The sequence below is a fragment of the Paenibacillus sp. JJ1722 genome, assembly GCF_048282685.1.
GTDB classification, from domain to species: Bacteria; Bacillota; Bacilli; order Paenibacillales; family Paenibacillaceae; genus Paenibacillus; species Paenibacillus polymyxa_B.
This window is the reverse complement of the sequence record NZ_CP182500.1, coordinates 3,982,962-4,003,921: the sequence shown is the minus strand read 5'-3', so window position 1 is coordinate 4,003,921 and position 20,960 is coordinate 3,982,962. Positions and strand designations below refer to the sequence as shown.

General features: G+C 47.9%; 21 protein-coding genes and 1 other annotated feature (1 of these 22 only partly in view). All 21 genes read left to right on the top strand.

Features of this window, described 5'->3' with window-relative positions; genetic code table 11:
- The first annotated feature begins 28 nt into the window (after nucleotides 1–28).
- Complete coding sequence (locus tag ACM1ND_RS17715) at nucleotides 29–1,516, top strand: UDP-N-acetylmuramoyl-L-alanyl-D-glutamate--2,6-diaminopimelate ligase (protein ID WP_071558481.1); 1,488 nt, start codon at nucleotides 29–31, stop codon at nucleotides 1,514–1,516.
- Entirely contained in the window at nucleotides 1,516–2,919 is a 1,404-nt protein-coding gene (locus ACM1ND_RS17710; protein ID WP_418028037.1) for a UDP-N-acetylmuramoyl-tripeptide--D-alanyl-D-alanine ligase, read from the top strand. The genes ACM1ND_RS17715 and ACM1ND_RS17710 overlap by 1 nt, the downstream gene beginning before the upstream one ends.
- A 22-nt stretch (nucleotides 2,920–2,941) precedes the next feature.
- The gene (mraY, locus tag ACM1ND_RS17705) at nucleotides 2,942–3,910 is read left to right on the top strand and encodes a phospho-N-acetylmuramoyl-pentapeptide-transferase (protein WP_013311092.1); all 969 of its coding nucleotides are present in this window, start codon (nucleotides 2,942–2,944) and stop codon (nucleotides 3,908–3,910) included.
- Nucleotides 3,911–3,914: 4 nt separating this feature from the next.
- Nucleotides 3,915–5,336: a UDP-N-acetylmuramoyl-L-alanine--D-glutamate ligase gene (murD, locus tag ACM1ND_RS17700; protein ID WP_028540480.1), complete on the top strand. Its 1,422-nt coding sequence runs from the start codon at nucleotides 3,915–3,917 to the stop codon at nucleotides 5,334–5,336.
- A gap of 49 nt (nucleotides 5,337–5,385) precedes the next feature.
- The gene (gene spoVE, locus ACM1ND_RS17695) at nucleotides 5,386–6,483 is read left to right on the top strand and encodes a stage V sporulation protein E (RefSeq protein ID WP_023989448.1); all 1,098 of its coding nucleotides are present in this window, start codon (nucleotides 5,386–5,388) and stop codon (nucleotides 6,481–6,483) included.
- 6 nt (nucleotides 6,484–6,489) lie between these two features.
- Entirely contained in the window at nucleotides 6,490–7,599 is a 1,110-nt protein-coding gene (murG, locus tag ACM1ND_RS17690) for an undecaprenyldiphospho-muramoylpentapeptide beta-N-acetylglucosaminyltransferase (protein ID WP_418026397.1), read from the top strand.
- A gap of 146 nt (nucleotides 7,600–7,745) precedes the next feature.
- Nucleotides 7,746–8,651, top strand: coding sequence for a UDP-N-acetylmuramate dehydrogenase (gene murB, locus ACM1ND_RS17685; RefSeq protein WP_028540483.1), 906 nt, complete (start codon nucleotides 7,746–7,748; stop codon nucleotides 8,649–8,651).
- Nucleotides 8,641–9,951: a UDP-N-acetylglucosamine 1-carboxyvinyltransferase gene (murA, locus tag ACM1ND_RS17680; RefSeq protein WP_176716858.1), complete on the top strand. Its 1,311-nt coding sequence runs from the start codon at nucleotides 8,641–8,643 to the stop codon at nucleotides 9,949–9,951. The genes murB and murA overlap by 11 nt, the downstream gene beginning before the upstream one ends.
- 56 nt (nucleotides 9,952–10,007) lie before the next feature.
- Nucleotides 10,008–10,772: a cell division protein FtsQ/DivIB gene (locus ACM1ND_RS17675; protein WP_023989444.1), complete on the top strand. Its 765-nt coding sequence runs from the start codon at nucleotides 10,008–10,010 to the stop codon at nucleotides 10,770–10,772.
- A gap of 199 nt (nucleotides 10,773–10,971) precedes the next feature.
- Entirely contained in the window at nucleotides 10,972–12,243 is a 1,272-nt protein-coding gene (ftsA, locus tag ACM1ND_RS17670) for a cell division protein FtsA (protein WP_013311085.1), read from the top strand.
- Nucleotides 12,244–12,310: 67 nt separating this feature from the next.
- The gene (ftsZ, locus tag ACM1ND_RS17665; protein ID WP_013311084.1) at nucleotides 12,311–13,435 is read left to right on the top strand and encodes a cell division protein FtsZ; all 1,125 of its coding nucleotides are present in this window, start codon (nucleotides 12,311–12,313) and stop codon (nucleotides 13,433–13,435) included.
- 188 nt (nucleotides 13,436–13,623) lie between these two features.
- Entirely contained in the window at nucleotides 13,624–14,610 is a 987-nt protein-coding gene (gene spoIIGA, locus ACM1ND_RS17660; protein ID WP_418026396.1) for a sigma-E processing peptidase SpoIIGA, read from the top strand.
- A gap of 105 nt (nucleotides 14,611–14,715) precedes the next feature.
- On the top strand, nucleotides 14,716–15,456 hold the full coding sequence (sigE, locus tag ACM1ND_RS17655) for an RNA polymerase sporulation sigma factor SigE (protein ID WP_175405300.1): 741 nt from the start codon (nucleotides 14,716–14,718) through the stop codon (nucleotides 15,454–15,456).
- A gap of 96 nt (nucleotides 15,457–15,552) precedes the next feature.
- Entirely contained in the window at nucleotides 15,553–16,335 is a 783-nt protein-coding gene (gene sigG, locus ACM1ND_RS17650) for an RNA polymerase sporulation sigma factor SigG (protein ID WP_007431182.1), read from the top strand.
- Nucleotides 16,336–16,453: 118 nt separating this feature from the next.
- Nucleotides 16,454–16,792, top strand: coding sequence for a YlmC/YmxH family sporulation protein (locus ACM1ND_RS17645; RefSeq protein WP_028540485.1), 339 nt, complete (start codon nucleotides 16,454–16,456; stop codon nucleotides 16,790–16,792).
- An 82-nt stretch (nucleotides 16,793–16,874) separates the two neighbouring features.
- Nucleotides 16,875–17,759: a peptidoglycan editing factor PgeF gene (gene pgeF, locus ACM1ND_RS17640; RefSeq protein WP_418026395.1), complete on the top strand. Its 885-nt coding sequence runs from the start codon at nucleotides 16,875–16,877 to the stop codon at nucleotides 17,757–17,759.
- Nucleotides 17,760–17,767: 8 nt separating this feature from the next.
- The gene (locus ACM1ND_RS17635) at nucleotides 17,768–18,469 is read left to right on the top strand and encodes a YggS family pyridoxal phosphate-dependent enzyme (protein ID WP_103744839.1); all 702 of its coding nucleotides are present in this window, start codon (nucleotides 17,768–17,770) and stop codon (nucleotides 18,467–18,469) included.
- Complete coding sequence (locus ACM1ND_RS17630) at nucleotides 18,460–18,912, top strand: cell division protein SepF (RefSeq protein WP_023989437.1); 453 nt, start codon at nucleotides 18,460–18,462, stop codon at nucleotides 18,910–18,912. The genes ACM1ND_RS17635 and ACM1ND_RS17630 overlap by 10 nt, the downstream gene beginning before the upstream one ends.
- Before the next feature lie 7 nt (nucleotides 18,913–18,919).
- Nucleotides 18,920–19,177 carry a YggT family protein gene (locus tag ACM1ND_RS17625; protein ID WP_023989436.1) on the top strand — a complete coding sequence of 86 codons (258 nt, stop codon included), beginning with the start codon at nucleotides 18,920–18,922 and terminating at the stop codon, nucleotides 19,175–19,177.
- Nucleotides 19,178–19,185: 8 nt separating this feature from the next.
- Entirely contained in the window at nucleotides 19,186–19,968 is a 783-nt protein-coding gene (locus tag ACM1ND_RS17620) for an RNA-binding protein (RefSeq protein ID WP_418026393.1), read from the top strand.
- 172 nt (nucleotides 19,969–20,140) lie between these two features.
- A complete protein-coding gene (locus ACM1ND_RS17615; RefSeq protein WP_023989434.1) occupies nucleotides 20,141–20,650 on the top strand; it encodes a DivIVA domain-containing protein in 510 nt (169 codons plus the stop codon).
- Between the two features lie 168 nt (nucleotides 20,651–20,818).
- Nucleotides 20,819–20,960, top strand: a binding site (T-box leader); it runs 143 nt beyond the window's last position.

The following is a 20,960-nucleotide window of genomic DNA, read 5'->3' as shown; positions in this document are numbered from 1 at the left end:
TAACGAGAGAGCAATGGAGGAATGAAAGATGCAGCTTCAACAATTGGCTTCACTGCTGGCCGTCTCCCGTGTGGTGGGTGACGGTACAGTGGATTGCCGAGGAATCGGGGCGGATTCACGTCGAGTGCAACCGGGGGATTTATTTCTGTGTTTGCCAGGTTTTACAGTGGACGGACATGACTATGCTGAGCAGGCAATTGCGTCCGGGGCGGCAGCTTTGGTCGTTGAACGTGAACTGGATGTACCTGTTCCGCAGCTTGTAGTTAAGGATGCACGACATGCCATGGCGGTTTTGGCAGATTATATGTTTGATTCACCGAGCCGACGCATGCGCATGATCGGCATAACCGGAACCAACGGTAAAACAACGATAACTTATCTGATTGAAAAGATCATGAAGGATGCGGGGGTGAACACCGGACTGATTGGTACGATTCAAATGCGTTACGGTGGTCAGTCTTACCCAATGTCTGGCACTACGCCCGAAGCGGTGGAACTGCAACGTTATCTCGGAAATATGGCAGAGCAGGGGGTTCAATGCTGTGTCATGGAAGTATCCTCACATGCGTTGGAGCAGGGCCGCGTCAAAGGAACTGATTTTCGCACCGCTATATTTACAAACCTGACGCAGGACCACCTGGACTACCACAACACAATGGAGGAGTACCGTGCTGCAAAAGGACTTTTATTCTCTAGGTTGGGAAATGCTTTCTCGCGGGATGCATCCGATAGCAAATATGCTGTTCTGAATGCAGACGATCCGGCTTCTTCCTATTTGCAGGCTCAAACTGCGGCCCAAGTGATTACATACGGCGTGGAAAAGGAGTCTGATGTGCAGGCATCTCGTATCACTATAGGTTCCAAGGGAACCTCCTTTCATGTGTCTACTTTTAAAGGAGATACCGATATTGAGCTTCGAATGGTAGGCAAGTTCAATGTGTACAACGCACTGGCGGCCATTACCGCTGCTTTGCTGGAAGGAATCTCGTTGGTGGATATCAAGCGTAGTCTAGAGTCTATTGCAGGCGTAGATGGGCGGGTAGAGCCTGTAGATGCGGGTCAGTCCTTTGCTGTTATTGTAGATTATGCCCATACACCGGACGGATTGGAAAATGTCCTTCGCACCGTAAAGGAATTTGCGGTCGGTAAAGTATGGTGTGTATTTGGATGCGGCGGCGACCGAGATCGTACGAAACGCCCATTGATGGGGAAAATTGCTGCGCGTTACAGCGATCACTCGTTTATTACTTCCGACAATCCGCGAACAGAAGATCCGAAAGTGATTTTGAAAGACATCGAACAAGGGTTGATCGACGAAGGTGTACCCGCAGAACGATACGAATTGATCGTGGATCGCAGAACTGCAATTCATAAAGCTGTTGAAATGGCAAGCCCTGACGATGTAGTATTGATTGCGGGAAAAGGTCATGAGACTTACCAGTTGATCGGAAAAACGGTGCATGAATTCGATGACCGCATCGTAGCCAAAGAAGCGATAAGGGGTTTATCCAAGTGATGAAAAGAACAATCGGTCAGATTGCATCTATGTGTGGAGGAATACTTCACGGAGAAGCGGACACCGAACAGATGGTCGAAGGCGTTTTTACAGATTCTCGCAGGCCGCAGAGCCAAGGGTTGTTTGTTCCACTCGTGGGCGAACGGTTTGATGGGCATAATTATGTGCAGCAGATCGTAAGCGAGGCAGGTGCAGCTGCATTTTTATGGCAAAAGGATCATGGAGCACCTCCGGCTGAGAACGCTATTGAGGTAGAGGATACGTTAGAAGCCCTTCAGCATCTAGCAGCTGCATACTTACGCGAAACCGGCGTTTCTGTCGTTGGGATCACGGGAAGCAACGGCAAGACGACAACGAAAGACATCGTAAACGCTCTGCTGGGCACGACTTTTAAAGTACACAAAACCGAAGGGAATTATAACAATCATATCGGTTTGCCTTTAACGGTACTGTCCATGCCGCAGGATACAGATATTCTCATTCTGGAGATGGGCATGAGTGGACGTGGAGAGATTCGTCTGCTGGCTAATATTGCCCAACCAGATGTAGCTATCATAACGAACATAGGCGAATCGCACTTGCTGCAGCTTGGTTCTCGTGCGGAAATCGCTCGTGCAAAGTTGGAGATCACAAGTGGCCTTAAGGCTGGTGGTTTGCTGATCTACAACGGAGATGAACCACTGCTTTCACAAGTGTTGGCGGAGTCTGAAACGGTCAAGCCTGAAGGTTTAAAATTGTTTACGTTCGGGCTAGTTGCAGGTAACGATGACTATCCAACTGAAATCACTTCCGATGGAGAAGGCAGCTTATTTATAACAGCCCAATATGGCAAAGAGGCTTTCCGGCTTCCCTTGCTTGGACAGCACAATGTTGTAAATGGTTTGGCAGCACTGGCGGTAGCGCGTCATTTCAATGTCGATGCAGACCATATACGTAAAGGGTTGTCGTCTTTAAAGCTGACGGGCATGCGCATTGAGGTCGTGAACTGTCCTAATGGACTTACCGTGCTAAACGACGCTTATAATGCCAGTCCGGCTTCAATGAAGGCTGCAATTCAGACGTTGTCTGCGTATAAAACGGACGGACGTAAAATCGCCGTGCTTGGTGACATGCTGGAGCTGGGACCTGAGGAAAAGCAATTCCATGAGGAAATTGGAATTTTCGCGGCAAAGCATGACGTAGAAGTACTGTTTACCTACGGTGCGTTAGGCACTTCGATTGCGCAGGGTGCGCAAGGGTTGATGCCAACTGCTAACGTGCACGCTTATACAGATAAGCAAGAGCTGATCCAGTATTTGCTGGTTCATCTACACGCCAATGATATTGTGCTGGTTAAGGCATCCAGAGGGATGCGACTAGAAAAAATTGTGGATGCGCTGAAAAACGGTCCGCTACAGAACTGATGTTGACGAGAGGGAGACTCCCATGGATATTCAATTATTACTGCTGACGATCGTCGTATCGTTTATATTGGCGGTCATTGCCGCTCCACTGCTCATTCCGCTGCTGCGGCGAATGAAATTCGGCCAGCAGGTCCGGGATGACGGGCCACAAAGCCATCTTAAAAAAATAGGTACGCCTACAATGGGCGGTATCGTGATTCTGGTGGCTTTTACGCTGACCTTTCTTAAGTTTTCAGCTATCAAAAATACGGACTTTTACGTTCTGCTGGTTGCTACGCTGGGTTTTGGGCTGATCGGCTTTTTGGACGACTATATCAAGATTGTATTCAAACGCTCGTTAGGTCTGACGGCGCGTCAAAAGCTGTTTGGGCAATTATTGTTTGGCGCGATCATGTGCTGGCTTCTGCTTAGTAATGATCATAGTACTGCGATCGGCATCCCTGGAACGTCATGGTCATTTGATTGGGGCGGCTGGTTTTATTATCCGTTCATCATTATCATGATGCTGGCGATTAGCAATGCTGTCAATTTCACGGATGGGCTGGACGGGCTGCTGTCCGGTACAAGTGCCATTGCCTTTGCTGCTTATGCCATTGTCGCGATTCAGGCGACCTCGCTTCCGGCAGCAGTATGCTCAGCGGCTATGATTGGCGCTGTACTCGGATTTCTCGTGTATAATGCTCATCCTGCCAAGGTGTTTATGGGTGACACAGGCTCGCTGGGAATCGGCGGCGCCATAGGTGCCATTGCCATCGTTACGAAAAGCGAAATTTTGTTCCTCATTATCGGTGGTGTATTCGTAATTGAAATGCTGTCCGTGGTCTTGCAAGTAGCTTCTTTTAAAACACGTGGCAAGCGTATTTTCAAAATGAGCCCGATTCATCATCATTTCGAGCTGTCCGGCTGGTCCGAATGGCGCGTAGTTATTACATTCTGGGCTGTAGGACTGTTGTTGGCAGGACTCGGACTTTATCTCAACAAGGGGTTGTAGACAAATGAACCATCCAGACGCATACAGAGATCAGGAAGTCGTCATTATCGGGCTGGCCAAAAGCGGCGTGCAAGTTGCCAAGGTGCTGCACCAGGCCGGAGCCAAGCTGACAGTCAATGATAAAAAAGATAGGGAACAATGTCCCGAAGCTTCTGAATTAGAGGCTTTGGGAATTTCCGTTTTATGCGGGGGTCACCCAGAGGGGCTAATTCATCCTGGAGTGAAGCTGGTTGTCAAAAATCCAGGGATTCCTTATACGGCTCCTCCCGTACAGAAAGCTGTCGAGCTCGGCATTGAGGTCGTGACCGAGGTTGAGGTCGCCTACCATCTATGTAAAGCTCCGATCATCGGAATTACTGGCTCCAACGGAAAGACGACCACGACCACTTGGGTAGGCAAGCTGTTGGAGGCATCCGGCATGAATCCAATCGTGGCTGGTAATATCGGTACGCCCTTATGTGAGGCGGCTGTGGACGCCAAGTCGGACGAGTGGATGGTTGTGGAGCTGAGCAGCTTTCAGTTAAAAGGAACAAAGGATTTCAAGCCCGCTGTGGCCTGCCTGCTCAATGTAGCTGAGACCCATTTGGACTACCACGGAGGCATGGAGGACTACGTTGCATCCAAGGCGCGTCTATTTGCCAATCAAACGGCGGCGGATACTGCGGTGGTGAACTGGGATGACCCCGTCTGCCGGGAGCTCGTACCCTATATAAAAGCGAAGCTGCTTCCGTTCTCTATGACAGAACGTTTGCAGGAAGGGTTGTTTGCTGACCCGCCATACATACCGGATGTGACGGACGATATTGAACGTAGCATCGTATACCGCGATGGAAATGGTGTGCTGCATCCCATTATAGGCGTAGCTGAGATTGGACTTCCGGGTCGTTTTAACGTAGAAAATGCTCTTGCTGCTTGCGCAATCGCCATTGCTGCAGGCGCAGAACCAGCGAATTTGGCGGAACCATTAAGTACTTTTCGCGGCGTCGAACATCGGCTTGAATATGTTTTAGAACACGCTGGTGTAGCTTATTACAATAATTCCAAAGCAACCAATTCGAAAGCAACAATGATGGCCTTATCTTCCTTTAAGCAACCCATTGTACTCATTGCCGGAGGATTGGATCGCGGTTCTGATTATACAGAGCTCGTACCTTCCTTGCAGGAAGGTGTGAAAGCCGTTGTGCTCTTGGGTGAGACACGGCATAAGTTGGCTGAGCGCGCCCAGCAGGCCGGAATAGAGCATGTCAAGGTCGTCGATAATGGGGAGGATGCCGCCGCTACGCTCGTGGAGGCTGTGAACAAGGCTGCTGAATTTGCTGAGACGGGAGATGTAGTATTACTCTCACCCGCCTGTGCAAGCTGGGATATGTTCCGATCCTATGAAGAGCGTGGACGTATTTTTAAAGAGGCGGCGCATAAATTGTAAGTAGGGGGGTTGGATAAGCCCCTACTTTTATGCAAGGGGTGGCCTCCTGATGAAGCAATCTCGTCCAGCGCCGGATCTATGGCTTTTCGTTTGTATTGTAAGCTTATTAGCCATCGGCATGGTTATGGTATACAGTGCGGGCGCCGTCCTCGCTTTTCACGAGTACGGGGACTCCTACTATTTTGTAAAGCGGCAATTGCTATTTGCAGGGCTCGGTCTTGTAGCGATGTACTTTACTGCCAGAACGGACTACCGGATCTGGCAGAAATATGCCAAGGTTGTGTTGTTGATCTGTCTTGCGTTGCTGGTTGCCGTATTAATTCCCGGCATTGGTGTAGTAAGAGGCGGGGCACGAAGCTGGCTCGGTATTAGCTCTTTCGGCATTCAGCCTTCCGAGTTTATGAAGCTGGGTATGATTCTTTTTCTCGCTCGTTGGCTCAGTCGTCCTGACTATGATATTAGCTCTTTTACGCGCGGCCTGTTGCCCCCGCTTGGACTCATGGGACTGGCTTTTGGGCTTATTATGCTCCAGCCCGATTTGGGCACTGGCACGGTAATGATGGGAGCGTCCATGCTCATCGTATTTACGGCAGGCGCGCGTATGAAGCATCTCGGTCTGCTGGCTTTGTCGGGAGCAGCAGGGTTTGCTGCACTGATTGCAGCTGCGCCTTATCGGCTTCAGCGCATCACCGCTTTTCTGGACCCTTGGTCCGATCCGCTTGGCGCAGGTTATCAAATTATTCAATCGCTATATGCGATTGGTCCAGGCGGCCTGGCGGGCTTGGGGCTTGGCATGAGTCGACAAAAATATAGCTACGTTCCTGAGCCGCAGACTGATTTTATTTTTTCCATTTTGGCGGAGGAGCTTGGCTTTATCGGTGGAATGGCGGTGTTGGGGCTCTTTTTGGTTCTCGTGTGGAGAGGAATGCGTGTCGCTATAACCATTCCGGATACCTATGGTAGTTTGCTTGCGGTGGGTATTGTCGCAATGGTCGCGGTACAGGTCGTCATTAATATTGGTGTCGTTATCGGTTTAATGCCGGTGACAGGAATAACACTGCCCTTAATCAGCTATGGAGGTTCTTCTCTGACCTTAATGCTAACTGCTCTGGGCATTTTACTAAATTTATCACGTTATGCGAGGTGAACGTTTATGCGCGTCGTGTTGAGCGGCGGCGGCACCGGAGGGCATATTTATCCGGCGCTGGCCGTAGCCAGACAGTGCGAAGAGATTGATTCGGACGCTGAATTTTTATACATTGGCGGTCAACGAGGACTCGAAAGCAAGTTGGTTCCTCAGGAAAAAATTCCATTTGAGGCTATTGATATCACAGGATTTCGTCGCAGCTTGTCTGTGGAAAATATAAAAACGATCATGCGCTTTTTCAAAGGGGTTCGCAGATCCAAAGCATTATTAAAGAAATTTAAGCCAGATGTCGTTATTGGCACCGGGGGATATGTATGCGGCCCCGTCGTTTATGCAGCTTCCAAGTTGGGAATTCCCAGCATTATTCATGAGCAAAATGCAATTCCAGGGCTGACTAATACATTTCTGAGTCGCTATGTGGATACAGTGGCTGTTAGCTTTGAAGGCTCAGAAGGAGCTTTCCCCAAAGCTAAAAATGTACTGTACACCGGGAACCCGCGTGCTACAACAGTTCGTTTGGCTAACCGGGATCGGGGATTTGCTACTATTGGGGTACCGATGAACAGCTCGGTCGTCCTTGTGGTCGGTGGCAGCAGGGGAGCGAAGGCCATTAATGACGCCATGATTGCAATGGCTCCGCAACTTTCGCAACTGAAAGACGTCCATTTTGTATATGTAACCGGTGAATCTTATTATGAGCAAACGCTGGATAGCATACGGAATCAGATCGGCTCATTGCCCAATCATCTACACGTGCTTCCCTATATTCACAATATGCCAGAGGTGCTGGCTTGTACCTCATTAATTGTTAATCGCGCAGGTGCGTCCTTCTTGGCAGAGATTACATCGTTGGGCATTCCGTCCATTCTGATCCCATCACCTAATGTGACGAATAACCATCAGGAGGCTAATGCTCGTACACTTGAAAAGGCAGGCGCATCCGTCATGATTGTAGAAAAGGAACTGAGTGGCCCGGCCCTGTTTCAAACTATAGCGGGAATTATGAAGGATGAGGCATGGCGGAGTCGTATGGCAGAGTCGGCGTCTGCGCTTGGCAAGCCTGACTCCGCAGATATTTTAGTAAAAGAAATGGAACGTCTTGCCCATAAAAGGTAGTCTGCAGCGCAGAATTGGGCGGTTGTCACACACCGGATGGTATTTACATAGGATACCCTATAGATTGTGACCATCACTCAGGCTGCCGGTTGTCAGGTGAGAGCCTTATAACCATGCGGGGCAAGCAACAAGGAGGTTTCAGTACAATGCAGCAATGGATGCCATTATTAGCGGAGCATGATATCGGAAAAGTGCTGGAGCATGAGCCGCTGTCCAAATATACGACATGGAGGATTGGAGGCCCTGCGGATGCAATTGTCATCCCGGATACCAAAGAGCAGCTGGCAAGAGTATTGAAGCTGGCTAGCGAGCACGGAATTCCCTGGATGCAGTTGGGTCGGGGCTCCAACATGCTCGTCTCTGACAAAGGGATACGGGGACTTGTGATCAAGCTGGGGCCAGGATTTGATTATGTTCATTTTGAAGATGAACAGATCGTTGCTGGAGGAGGCGTTTCACTGGTCAAACTGTGCGTTATGGCCAGCAAGCAGGGCCTGTCCGGCCTTGAATTTGCTGGTGGTATCCCAGGATCAGTCGGTGGGGCTGTCTACATGAACGCCGGTGCCCATGGGTCTGATGTGTCACAAATATTCCAGTCCGCTGAGATTGTGCTGGATACAGGGGAATTGGTTGTGTACGATGCCGAGAATATGCATTTCAGCTATCGTCACTCCGTGTTGCATGAGCAACGTGGAATGGTGACAGAGGCAGTGTTTCGGATGAAGCGGGGCGACCGCGAGGAAATTTCAGCAGCACTTGCGGCTTTTAAAGACCGCCGCCGGCTGACCCAGCCGTTACAGTTAGCTTGTGCAGGAAGCGTATTCCGTAATCCTCCAGGAGACTATGCTGCTCGTCTTATTGAGAGCGCAGGTCTCAAGGGCTTGAAGGCGGGAGGCGCAGAGGTATCTGTACAGCATGCCAATTTCATTGTAAATACCGGTCAAGCGACAGCAGAGGACGTGCTTACCCTAATGAAGCATATTCAAAGTACAATATCATCTCAAACCGGCATCAAGCTAGTTCCGGAGGTTTTCGTAGTGGGTGAGCGGTAAACTCGGAGGTGATACATTGGACAAATTGGTGATTGAGGGAGGCCGTCCCCTGTCAGGCACCATACGTATCCATGGGGCAAAAAATGCGGCACTACCTATTCTTGCAGCGAGCTTACTAGCACAAGGTAAGGTAGAAATTCGGAATGTGCCCCATCTTTTAGACATTAAGGTCATGCTGCACATCCTTGAAAGACTCGGCTGTACATGCCGACATGAAGAGGAAACGGTATACGTGGATACGTCGTCCGTCCGAACGTTCCAAATTCCAGAAGATTTGATGAAGCAAATGCGCTCATCTATCTTTCTGATGGGACCGCTGCTCGCCAGATATGGAGAAGTTTCCATTTACCAGCCCGGAGGCTGCGCCATAGGCGAGCGCAAAATTGATCTTCACCTAGAGGGCTTAAAAGCTCTTGGCGCAGAGATAGAGGAAAAAGACGAGCAAATTACATTTCGAGCCCACAAGCTAATCGGCTCGGACATCCACATGGATTTCCCGAGTGTAGGTGCAACGGAAAATATTATGATGGCCGCTGCGTTGGCTGAAGGACGAACAACGATCACCAATGCAGCGAGGGAACCGGAAATTCAGGATCTACAAAACTTCTTGAATGCCATGGGAGCCCGCATTATCGGTGCTGGAACCGACACAATTACAATTACGGGGGTCAGTCGCCTCAATCCGTGTACGTATGAGGTCATTCCTGACCGCATAGTAGCTGGAACGGTTATGATCGCAGCTGCAGCTACACGAGGAAGTGTGTCGCTGACCCACTGCAATCCATCCCACTTGTCTGCTCTGATTCATGTCCTCAGGCGGGCTGGTGTTCAAATCGGCATCTTGAATGATATAATGACCGTAAGTTGTATGAGTCGTCCCAAAGCAGTGGAAAGGATCGTTACCTCCCCTTACCCGTCTTTTCCGACGGATTTGCAATCTCAGGTCATGGTTCTGCTTTCCTTGGCGGACGGATTCAGTGTCATGAAAGAGACCGTCTTCGAAAGCCGATTCAAACATGTAGATGAACTAAATGTAATGGGTGCTGATATTACGGTTGATGCAAATGCTGCTTTTATAAGAGGAGTTTCTCGTCTGTACGGGGCTACGGTAGAGGCTACCGATCTGCGGGCAGGGGCTGCGCTGGTCATAGCGGGTCTAGCGGCTCAAGGATGTACCATTGTCGAGCAGGTTCATCATATTGACAGAGGGTATGACCGAATCGAACGTCTTTTCCAGGGACTGGGTGCCCGAATGAGCCGTCAGTCTCCGGTGCCGGAGCAGCTGGATTTCGTAAATTAATGCCTGTAATGTCCCTCCGTTAACGGGGGGACAAAAGGCTTTTGTGGAGAGAAGCTATGCCAAATGCTCAAATACCTGTTCTTAAAAAGAACAGAACGAAAAAAAGTACAAGCCGGAAGATTGCTATTCTTCTCATTTTGTTGTTTATCGTACTGCTCGCTGTTCTCTTTTTCCGTTCTTCGTTGAGTCGGGTTTCTGAAATTCGTTTTGATGGTAATGTATTTTCGACCCGAGATCAGCTTCTTAATCGAAGCGGTCTGGCTGTTGGAGATCAGTATTTCGGAGTCAGTTCATCCGACATCTCTGAGAAACTGCGGGAAATTCAATCGATACAGCAAGTCACAGTGGACAAGCAGTTTCCGGGGATTATTGCTATTCACATTAAAGAGTTTGCTACGGTCGCTTACGAGTTGCAGAGTGACGGGAGCCTTCGTGCTATTCTAGCGAACGGGACAAGCGTGGGCGTGGGGAGTAGCGGAATAGCCGTTGAGAAGCCTATTTTGACCAAATGGAAATCTGATGATCCGTACAAAGCGAAGCTGTGTGATGCTTTATCGCGCATTCCGGGGGAATGGACAGCCGATATTTCGGAGATTATTCCCGCGCCGATTCCTTCTTTTCCGGACCGCATCAAAATGTACACACGTTCCCAGTTTGAGGTTATTACAACCGTTTCTCTACTGAATTCTAAAATCAGCTATTTGAACCAGGTGCTAGAAACAGAAGATCCAGGTTTGATCACCATGTTGGAGGCGGATTCCTACGTTCCGTTCAAACCGGATACGAGTGAAGAGGGCCAAGAAAAAGATACTACTCAGTGATGTGAAAAAATGCTAGAATTGATTTTATGGGTAATAGACTTGCCTCCTTCTTTTTTCTTCAAATTTTTATGTGACTGCAACCATAAATTGGCTTCTAAAAAATTTGTAGAAAAAAGAGGGAAAGCATGGAGTTTGTTGAATATGTACAGAGTGTGTTTAAAGAACGAAATTCATTTTGGAGTCAGGAGGTGCCACAGACTTGAGCAACAATGACATCATTGTTAGTTTGGACATCGGTACATCCAAAGTTCGGGCTATTATTGGGGAAATGAATAATGGAACCTTTAATATTATTGGAGTTGGATCTGCCGACTCGGAAGGGATTCGCAAAGGTGCAATTGTAGACATTGATCAAACCGTGCAATCAATCCGTAACGCCGTGGATCACGCAGAACGCATGGTTGGTATTCAAATAACAGAAGTGTATGTGGGGATTTCAGGCAATCATATTGGCCTGCAAAATAGTCATGGCGTAGTAGCCGTGTCCAACGAGGACCGTGAAATCGGTGAGGAGGACATTGAGCGTGTACTGAAGGCAGCTGAGGTTATTGCCGTACCACCGGAGAGAGAAATTATTGACGTGGTAGCCAAGCAGTATGTCGTGGATGGCCTTGAAGGCATTCAGGACCCTCGCGGTATGATTGGAGTTCGTCTCGAAGTAGAGGCTACGATTGTTACTGGAGGCAAGACCCCGATACATAATCTGTTGCGCTGCGTTGAGAAAGCCGGCTTGAGGATTAAAGATCTGGTCTTGCTGCCTCTTGGAGCCGGACAATTGTCTCTTTCGAAGGATGAAAAGGTGATGGGTTCGGTGCTGGTGGATATTGGTGCAGGTTCTACGAATGTTGCCATTTTCCAGGAAGGAACGATTGTTGCCACATCTACACTTCCGATTGGTGGAGAATTTGTAACCAATGATATTGCCTACGGACTGAGAACCCTTACCGATCAAGCCGAAAAAGTAAAGCTTAAGTACGGCTGCGCATGGTATGATGATGCGGCAGCCGATGTCGTCTTTAAAGTGACGCGTATCGGCAGTAACGTGGATAAGGAGTTCAACCAGCAGGATTTGGCTGCTATTATTGAGCCGAGAGTGCAGGAAATTTTTCAACTCATTCAGGCGGAAGTTAAGCGCTTGGGTTACACAGAGCTTCCGGGAGGTTATATACTTACCGGAGGCACCGTCTCCATGCCTGGTGTACTTCAGGTGGCACAAAGCGAACTGGCCGCTTCCGTAAGGATCGCCGTACCTGATTTTATCGGTGTAAGGGATCCGGGTTACACGAGCGGAGTTGGAATCTTGCATAATGCTATTCGTTACTATCGCGGAAGATCGACTAGCGTTAGCAACAGTGGCGGAAGTACCAAGAAGCCGACTAACCGAACCAAAAGCAGTAGTCCCGCTGCGGAAGGCGAGCAAAAGCAGGGGTTGATTGAACGCTTAAAAAATATGTTCAGTGAATTTATATAACGTTCATTGCTAATTATGCCAATCATGGACGGGCCATCCATGCACATTGAGGGGGAGATGGAATAGTATGTTGGAATTTGATTTTGAAATGGAGAGCTTGGCTCAAATTAAAGTGATCGGCGTCGGAGGCGGCGGCAGCAATGCGGTTAACCGAATGATCGAAAATGGTGTTCAGGGTGTGGAGTTCATCACAGTCAATACAGATGCCCAGGCACTTCATTTAGCGAAGTCTGAGCATAAGCTTCAAATTGGGGATAAGCTGACCCGCGGTCTGGGTGCCGGTGCTAACCCCGATGTGGGTAAAAAAGCGGCTGAAGAATCGCGTGAGCTCATTATGAATACGCTCAAAGGTGCGGATATGGTATTCGTAACGGCGGGAATGGGTGGAGGTACTGGAACCGGAGCGGCTCCTGTCATTGCTGAAATTGCCAAGGAATGCGGCGCGCTGACTGTGGGCGTGGTAACCCGACCATTCACGTTTGAAGGGCGTAAGCGTTCCAATCAAGCTGAACTTGGTATTGAGGGATTAAAAGAAAAAGTAGACACTTTGATAGTAATCCCGAATGACCGTTTGCTTGAAATTGTGGATAAGAAAACCCCAATGTTGGAAGCATTCCGTGAAGCAGACAATGTTCTGCGTCAGGCGGTACAAGGTATTTCAGATTTGATCGCTGTACCGGGTCTAATCAACCTCGACTTTGCTGACGTTAAGACGATCATGACGGAGCGTGGCTCCGCTTTGATGGGGATTGGCGAAGCAACTGGTGAAAATCGTGCGGCTGAAGCAGCACGCAAGGCTATCATGAGCCCGTTGTTGGAGACATCCATTGAAGGTGCTCGTGGTGTGATTATGAACATCACTGGTGGCAACAACCTGTCTCTGTATGAGGTTAATGAGGCGGCTGAAATTGTAACATCGGCTTCCGATCCGGAAGTAAACATGATTTTCGGTGCTATCATTGACGAAGAGTTGAAAGAAGAGATCAAGGTTACCGTCATTGCCACTGGCTTTGAAGGCAAGCCAAGTCAACCGGCACCGGGACGTAAACCGGCAGCCAACCCGGCTACTTCCGAATCGGCGGAAAAAGGCTCTCCTAACTTGCGTCCATTTGGTAACACTCAAAGCAGTGACCAATTAGACATTCCTACATTCTTACGTAACCGTTCGCGCAATAATAATAACGATAACTAGTTTTAATTCAGACTGCCCGCATTCTCCTTGGAGATGCGGGCTTCTTTCTGTTTTCCGCATCCTGCAGTTCAGGCGCTTCTCCTCTTTCCGACAAAATTAGTCGGTCACCGTCCCCACCGTTAGACAGACTTTGAACAGCATGACTACTATACTTAAGCCTATCCTGCAAACGCTGGGCGGGTGAAGTCTTGGTTGTTTATATCGACTTGATTTTTTTGGCCAATTTGTTCATTGATGCTGTGCTGCTGATGGTCACCGCCTGGATGAGAAAAATTCGTCCGGTGTGGTGGAGGTTGATGGCTTCAGCTGGAATCGGCGCAATGTACGTGGTCATGATGTTTGTGCCGGAACTGACCTTTTTATTTACGTTCCTGATCAAACTGGCATTATCGGTCATAATGCTGCTGGTGGCTTTTGGATTTGGCAGCATGCAAAAGTATCTTCGTACAATGGGTGCTTTTTACATGATCAATTTTGTAGCTGCAGGTGGCATTTTGGGGATGCATTATTTTCTCCAAAATACGGGGGAATTGTTTAATGGTATCTGGTACACCGCTTCGGGAGGAATGTCTTTTGAACTGAAAATCGCATTCTGGTTTATTTTATGCGCATTTGGCGGAGTGATGCTTTTCTTTCGTATTGTGCAGTCCTCAAAGCAGCGCACAGAAAGGATGAGTGGGTTTCTGGGACAAGTGCAGGTGTGGATTGGGCAGGATCATATTGAGTGTACAGGCTTGTTGGATACAGGTAACCAGCTCTATGATCCTTTGACCCGAACCCCGGTGATGGTCATGGAGGCGGCCTTGTGGGAATCGTATTTGCCCGCCTCCTGGCTTCGAAAATGTTCTGAGGGTAATGCTGACCAACTGGTGATGGAACTGGGGGACGAATCGTTTAGCTGGCAGGATCGTGTTCGTCTCGTCCCCTATCGTGGAATTAACCGCAGTCATTCCTTTATGCTCGCCCTCAAACCAGACCGAGTAGAGGTGGTGATGAATGGGGCTCATTTTGTACATCATCGAGTGTTGATTGGCTTGGATGGGGGAACATTGTCAGCAGAGGGTAAGTATCGTGCCATCATCCACCCGGATGTGACGGCACAAGAAGAGGGCAGTGCTGATACCAACCAGAAACGAGATGCACATTTTAGTGAGCATTTTACGGAATCAGGATGACGAGCATAAACACAAAATGATGTTTGAAGGCGACGAGAAATATCCAATGGTGAAATGGGCGGAGCACAGCTGGAATTGCACTATTTTCAAAAGGGGGAGAATGATATGTGGGAACAGATGAAATTGAAGATGAAAATTAGGCTAGCGTTGCAATTGCAATATTATCGTATTTTATTTTTATTTGGGCTGAAAAGTGAAGAAATTTATTATATTGGCGGCAGCGAGGCGCTCCCCCCACCGCTGACGAGAGACGAAGAAGAATATTTGCTGGGGAAACTTTCTTCTGGAGATGCAGCAGTACGGTCGATGCTAATCGAAAGAAATTTGCGGTTAGTCGTATATATTGCCCGTAAATTTGAGAATACGGGAATCAACATTGAGGATCTCGTATCCATTGGTGCTATTGGACTAATCAAAGCAGTTAACACTTTTGATCCAGAGAAGAAAATCAAACTTGCGACATATGCGTCTCGATGCATTGAGAATGAGATTTTGATGTATTTGCGTCGCAATAGTAAAACGAGAACGGAAGTTTCTTTTGATGAGCCTCTGAATATTGATTGGGACGGTAATGAATTATTGCTTTCCGATGTGATGGGGACGGAAAATGATACCATTTACCGTAATATTGAGGAGCAGGTGGACCGTAAATTATTGCATAAGGCACTGGATAAGTTGACGGATCGAGAGCGTTTGATTATGGAGCTGCGCTTCGGCTTACAAGACGGAGAAGAGAAGACACAGAAGGATGTTGCTGACCTGTTGGGTATCTCGCAATCGTATATTTCGCGTCTGGAAAAGCGAATTATAAAGCGCTTACGAAAAGAATTTAATAAAATGGTATAATGCATGGGTATATCCGGAAGCGATGGAAACGGCGAATAAAAAAATGCCCTCAGGAGATAATGTACATTAATGTTGCTCCTTGGGAGGTAAGACACGATGACCCGAAATAAAGTGGAAATTTGCGGTGTGGATACCGCCAAACTGCCGGTATTAACCAATGCAGAAATGCGCGAGTTGTTCACATCACTTCAGCAAAATAATGAACGATCAGCCAGAGAAAAATTGGTCAACGGCAATCTCCGACTCGTCCTGAGTGTGATTCAACGATTTAACAATCGGGGAGAGTTTGTGGACGATTTGTTCCAGGTAGGATGTATCGGCCTAATGAAGGCGATTGATAATTTTGACCTTTCGCAAAACGTAAAGTTCTCCACTTATGCGGTGCCGATGATTATCGGAGAGATCCGCCGTTATTTGCGGGATAACAATCCGATCCGTGTATCTCGTTCGTTACGGGATATTGCATATAAGGCGCTTCAGGTGCGGGACAGTCTGACGAATCTGAACTCGCGAGAACCAACGATTTTTGAAATTTCAGAGGCATTGAATGTGCCCAAAGAAGACGTTGTGTTCGCGTTGGATGCGATTCAGGATCCGGTTTCGCTGTTCGAGCCGATATATCACGACGGGGGCGACCCAATCTATGTGATGGATCAGATCAGTGATGACAGAAATAAAGACGTCTCATGGATTGAGGAAATCGCTCTGCGGGAAGCGATGCATCGCCTGGGCCAGCGTGAAAAGATGATATTGTCTATGCGTTTTTATGAAGGAAAGACGCAAATGGAGGTTGCCGACGAAATCGGTATCTCTCAAGCCCAGGTTTCAAGATTAGAGAAGTCGGCTATACAGCAAATGCAAAAACATGTAAAGTCCTAATGAAATGAATGCTTGAATGATTCAGCGATAAAAACGATCCTACCCGGATCGTTTTTGCGTTTACAGGACATTTTTTGGGCTCTTCCGCTCATATAGTGAAATAAAGGATGTGATGCGTGTGAGTGCACCAGAAACGTCAGTAAGAGCAATGAAAATTTCCGAGTTTCAAACCAAGGATGTCATTAACATTGTAGATGGACGACGTCTGGGACAAATCAGTGATTTGGAGATTGACGTGCGGCAGGGGAAAATTGAAGCCATTGTGGTTCCAGGCAGCAGTCGTTTTATGGGCTGGTTTGGAGGCGGAAGCGAGTTGGTCATTCCGTGGCGCAACATTGTGAAAATTGGTTCGGATGTTGTGCTTGTACGACTGGAAGGATTGCATGAGCCGTCGGGTGAAGGTGAGGAAAAGTTGTATATCGAACGTCAAGAGCGGAGTGACCGACGGGGCTTCTGAACTTGCAGATCTACGTATTTTAGTGTGTTGTGAAGACACGGCGGCGGCTTTTTGGTACACTGGGCAGTAGAGGTGAGAATGAATGGAACCATTTGTAGTGAACACCGAGGCTACGGGGGCTGCGCTTATGCAAGATGGCGGACGTCCCGTACCGGAGTTGTTATATATTCAATCTTGGGAGCGGCAGGTTCAGGGATTAACAGCGGGTTTTACAGGTCGTCATGGCGGTGTCAGTGAGGTGCCCTACGCTAGTCTGAACTGTGCGTTCCATGTAGGGGATGACCCCGAGCAAGTTATTCGTAACCGTCGGCTCATTGCTGAGCAGCTTGGCTTTGCTGCTGAAGCGTGGACGTGCGGTGAACAGGTTCATGGTCATCATGTTGCCGTGGTCAAGGCTGCTGATCGCGGGCGGGGCTTTATGGATCGTGCATCCGCTTTTCAGGACACAGATGGACTTTTGACGAATGTACCTGGCATTTTGCTGACGTCCTTTTATGCAGACTGTGTACCATTATATTTTTGTGATCCAGTCCGCCGTGTGATTGGGTTGGCGCATGCAGGCTGGAAGGGAACCGTTGCGGAAATCGCATTGAAAATGGTACAGACCATGCAAAACGAATATGGATCTCAGCCGTCTGATATACTAGCAGCTATTGGTCCTTCCATTGGTTCTGAATCCTATGAGGTGGATGAGCATGTGATGAGCCAAATTCGGGTTTTGGAGCATGATTGCCCGGGTAATGATAAATGGGAAGGTTCTGTTTACTTCCCCTTAACCGACGGAAAAACACTACTTGACTTGAAACAATGCAATCGACACATTATGATGAAAGCAGGAATATTGCCGAGCCATATCGAATGTACTACCTTATGCACGAGTAGCCGTAGCGATTTGTTTTTTTCATATCGCAAAGAAGGCGGCGTCACAGGAAGAATGGCGAGTTGGATTGGTCTGGAAGAGAGGTGAGTCCTCCCGTGTCTTTGGAGGAACGAATTAAAGAAGTGAATGCCCGTGTAGAAGCGGCATGTGCCCGAAGCGGACGTTCGTGTGATGAAGTTAATGTGATCGCTGTCACGAAATATGTTTCGGCGGCGACAATGACATCGGTACTGGATAGCGACTTAGAGCATGTGGGCGAAAATCGCTGGCAGGATGCTGCGGATAAATGGAGCAAGTTGGGTGACCGGGGAACGTGGCATTTTATTGGTCATCTCCAAACGAATAAGGTTAAAGATGTGATTGGAAAATTTAAATTTATACATTCGCTTGACCGCTTATCGCTCGCTCAGGAATTGGACAAGAAGGCAGCCGCTCTGGGACTGCGAGTTAAAGCTTTTGTGCAAGTCAATATTTCTGGGGAAATATCCAAATATGGCTTGTCCTCTGAGGCGGTTGTCCCCTTTTTGGAACAAATTCGCGAGTTGGAGCATGTGGACGTGATTGGCTTGATGACGATGGCTCCTCATGAGCAAGACCCGGAAAAAACTCGGCCTGTGTTTCGGGGATTACGTGAATTACGGGATAGGTTAAATGGACAAGCCTTGACCAGAGAACCCATCGCTCACTTGTCTATGGGGATGTCCAATGATTTTGAAGTGGCGGTTGAAGAGGGAGCGACCTGGCTGCGGCTTGGTTCCGTATTGGTCGGACGAGAGGAGGATTTCCATTGGGCGTAATGAATAAGTTCATGAACTTTCTGGGGCTTCAGGAAGAAGAGGAAGTTATAGAGCGAGAGGTTATGAATACGCCGGAAGATCAAGAAATTGAAACCCCAAGCTTTGATAAACGTAAGAACCAGAAGAGCACTAATGTTGTCAGCATCCATTCACAGAAAAATGTGAAAGTTGTCCTGTATGAGCCGCGTTCTTATGATGAAGCACAGGAAATTGCCGACCATATCCGTTCCCATCGCACCGTCGTAGTTAATTTGCAACGAATTCGCAAGGATCAGGCGCTGCGCATTATTGATTTTTTGAGTGGTACTGTGTATGCACTGGGTGGTGGTATTTCCAAGGTCGGGAACAATATTTTTCTGTGTACACCAGACACGGTTGAGATTCAAGGCTCTATTACGGAAATACTGGCTGACACTGAACAAGAACTTAACAGAATGAGGTGAACTTTTCTTGATCGAGGTAATTTACTGGCTATTTCAGATTTATTCGTACATGATCATTGCATATGTTCTGCTGTCATGGCTTCCTAATGCCAGAGAGAGTGTAATTGGCGATTTACTTGCCAAGTTTGTGGAGCCGTATTTGTCTCCTTTTCGCAGGTTTATACCGCCAATCTTCGGGATGATTGATATTTCACCCATCGTTGCGCTGATTGCTCTGCGTTTTGCGTCATACGGTTTGATTTCTTTAATTGGTAATTTCGTCTAGGAGGAGTTATGCGAACTGAGATTTATGAGCATTTTCACCCGGATGAACGGGATTATGTGGATCGCGCTTCCGAATGGATCAGTCATGCGGGAGCTTATCATGAGCAGAAGCTGACTGATTTTTTGGACCCGCGCCAACAGTACATATTGGAGACACTTGCTTCGAAGGAAGACAAGGTCACGATTAGGGTAGATGGCGGATATATGGCTTCAGAACGAAAGCGGGCGCTTATTGCGCCCGATTATTCGTATTTGGACGGTGAGGAGATGGGGATTCAGGTCCTTTCCATCACATCTGACGATCATAAAGTAGGTACTCTTGAACACGGTGATTATCTAGGTGCCCTACTGGGACTTGGAATCAAACGTGGGAAAATCGGGGACATTCATGTACTAGATGATGGGTGCCATGTATTGGTAGCTTCAGAGATTGTCGATTTTATGACGATGCATTTGCAGCAGGTACATCGTGTCCATGTATGGACAGAACTGTTGCCTGTAGCGAGTCTGCGAACGAAGGAAGTTGTATTAGAGGCGCTAGATCTGACTGTCGCTTCTTTACGACTGGACGGTATTGCCAGCGATGTGTACAAGCTAAGCCGCAGTAAAATATTAACACCGATTCGGGCGGGACGGTGCCGGGTAAATTGGAAGGTGGAGGAGAATCCATCCACTTCACTTAAAGCTGGGGACGTTATTTCCATGCAGGGTTTTGGGCGTTTCAAAGTGCTTGAAACAGACGGGATGACAAAAAAGGGAAGATTCCGTGTCAAAATTGGTAAGTTTGTATAGCTGTAGGCAGGAATCACGAGCTTTCTGTCGAAAGAATTAAGCTATAGCGAAGAACTGGAACGATTTTGCTCTGTACAGTATTCACAAAACGGGGTATGATGACCGATAGATGATAGTGAGCGTCGTGACGCGGAAAATATATTTTTTGTCAATCTTATAGGAGGTGGACGGCATGCCATTAACGCCATTGGATATACATAACAAGGAATTTGCCCGCCGGCTTCGCGGTTATGATGAGGATCAGGTTAATGAATTTTTGGATCAGGTGATCAAAGATTACGAGGGCGTTATTCGTGAAAATAAAGAACTGAGCACCGAGTTGTTGAACGTACAGGAGAAGCTCGATCATTTCGCGACGATTGAGGATACGCTGAGTAAGACGATTATCGTGGCGCAGGAAGCGGCTGATGAAGTTCGTAACAACGCCAAGAAAGAATCCCAACTGATCGTGAAGGAAGCGGAAAAAAATGCGGACCGTATTGTGAACGAAGCATTGTCTAAATCCCGCAAGATCGCGTTGGAGGTTGAAGAACTGAAGAAGCAGGCATCAATTTACCGAGCACGGTTTCGTACACTGGTGGAAGCACAGCTTGACTTGTTAAGCCAAGACGGCTGGGAAGCCCTTGAAAACCGGGAACGCGAAGTACTGGAGCGCGAGCGTGAGATGAAAGAAATTTACTAATTTCATTTCTGACAAGCTTTTATTAGGCTTTGTTAGGGTTGACTTTTATCTTTAAACAGGCTATAACTGTAAATACTATACTGAATTCAATGATTATCCGTCCGTCGGCTGATGGTTGTTATTCAAGGCAACGATGTTGCTGATTTAATATTCGATGAATTTAACATGTTTAATTCGTTGATGGGAACGAGTACGTCATGATTTGTCCCTCAGAGAGTTGGCCTTCCGGTGCAAGCCAACGTTCAGAACATGACCGAAGATCCTCCCGGAGAAGTGAGCTGAAGCGCTTAAGATTTTTTATGGCGTGTGT

Coding starts and splice junctions, on each gene's coding strand:
- sigE (WP_175405300.1), top strand. CDS start 14,716: ATGTGGGAACAGATGAAATTGAAGATGAAAATTAGGCTAGCGTTGCAA.
- ACM1ND_RS17710 (WP_418028037.1), top strand. CDS start 1,516: ATGAAAAGAACAATCGGTCAGATTGCATCTATGTGTGGAGGAATACTT.
- ACM1ND_RS17675 (WP_023989444.1), top strand. CDS start 10,008: ATGCCAAATGCTCAAATACCTGTTCTTAAAAAGAACAGAACGAAAAAA.
- murD (WP_028540480.1), top strand. CDS start 3,915: ATGAACCATCCAGACGCATACAGAGATCAGGAAGTCGTCATTATCGGG.
- pgeF (WP_418026395.1), top strand. CDS start 16,875: ATGGAACCATTTGTAGTGAACACCGAGGCTACGGGGGCTGCGCTTATG.
- murB (WP_028540483.1), top strand. CDS start 7,746: ATGCAGCAATGGATGCCATTATTAGCGGAGCATGATATCGGAAAAGTG.
- murG (WP_418026397.1), top strand. CDS start 6,490: ATGCGCGTCGTGTTGAGCGGCGGCGGCACCGGAGGGCATATTTATCCG.
- ACM1ND_RS17615 (WP_023989434.1), top strand. CDS start 20,141: ATGCCATTAACGCCATTGGATATACATAACAAGGAATTTGCCCGCCGG.
- ACM1ND_RS17715 (WP_071558481.1), top strand. CDS start 29: ATGCAGCTTCAACAATTGGCTTCACTGCTGGCCGTCTCCCGTGTGGTG.
- sigG (WP_007431182.1), top strand. CDS start 15,553: ATGACCCGAAATAAAGTGGAAATTTGCGGTGTGGATACCGCCAAACTG.
- ftsZ (WP_013311084.1), top strand. CDS start 12,311: ATGTTGGAATTTGATTTTGAAATGGAGAGCTTGGCTCAAATTAAAGTG.
- spoVE (WP_023989448.1), top strand. CDS start 5,386: ATGAAGCAATCTCGTCCAGCGCCGGATCTATGGCTTTTCGTTTGTATT.
- mraY (WP_013311092.1), top strand. CDS start 2,942: ATGGATATTCAATTATTACTGCTGACGATCGTCGTATCGTTTATATTG.
- ACM1ND_RS17620 (WP_418026393.1), top strand. CDS start 19,186: ATGCGAACTGAGATTTATGAGCATTTTCACCCGGATGAACGGGATTAT.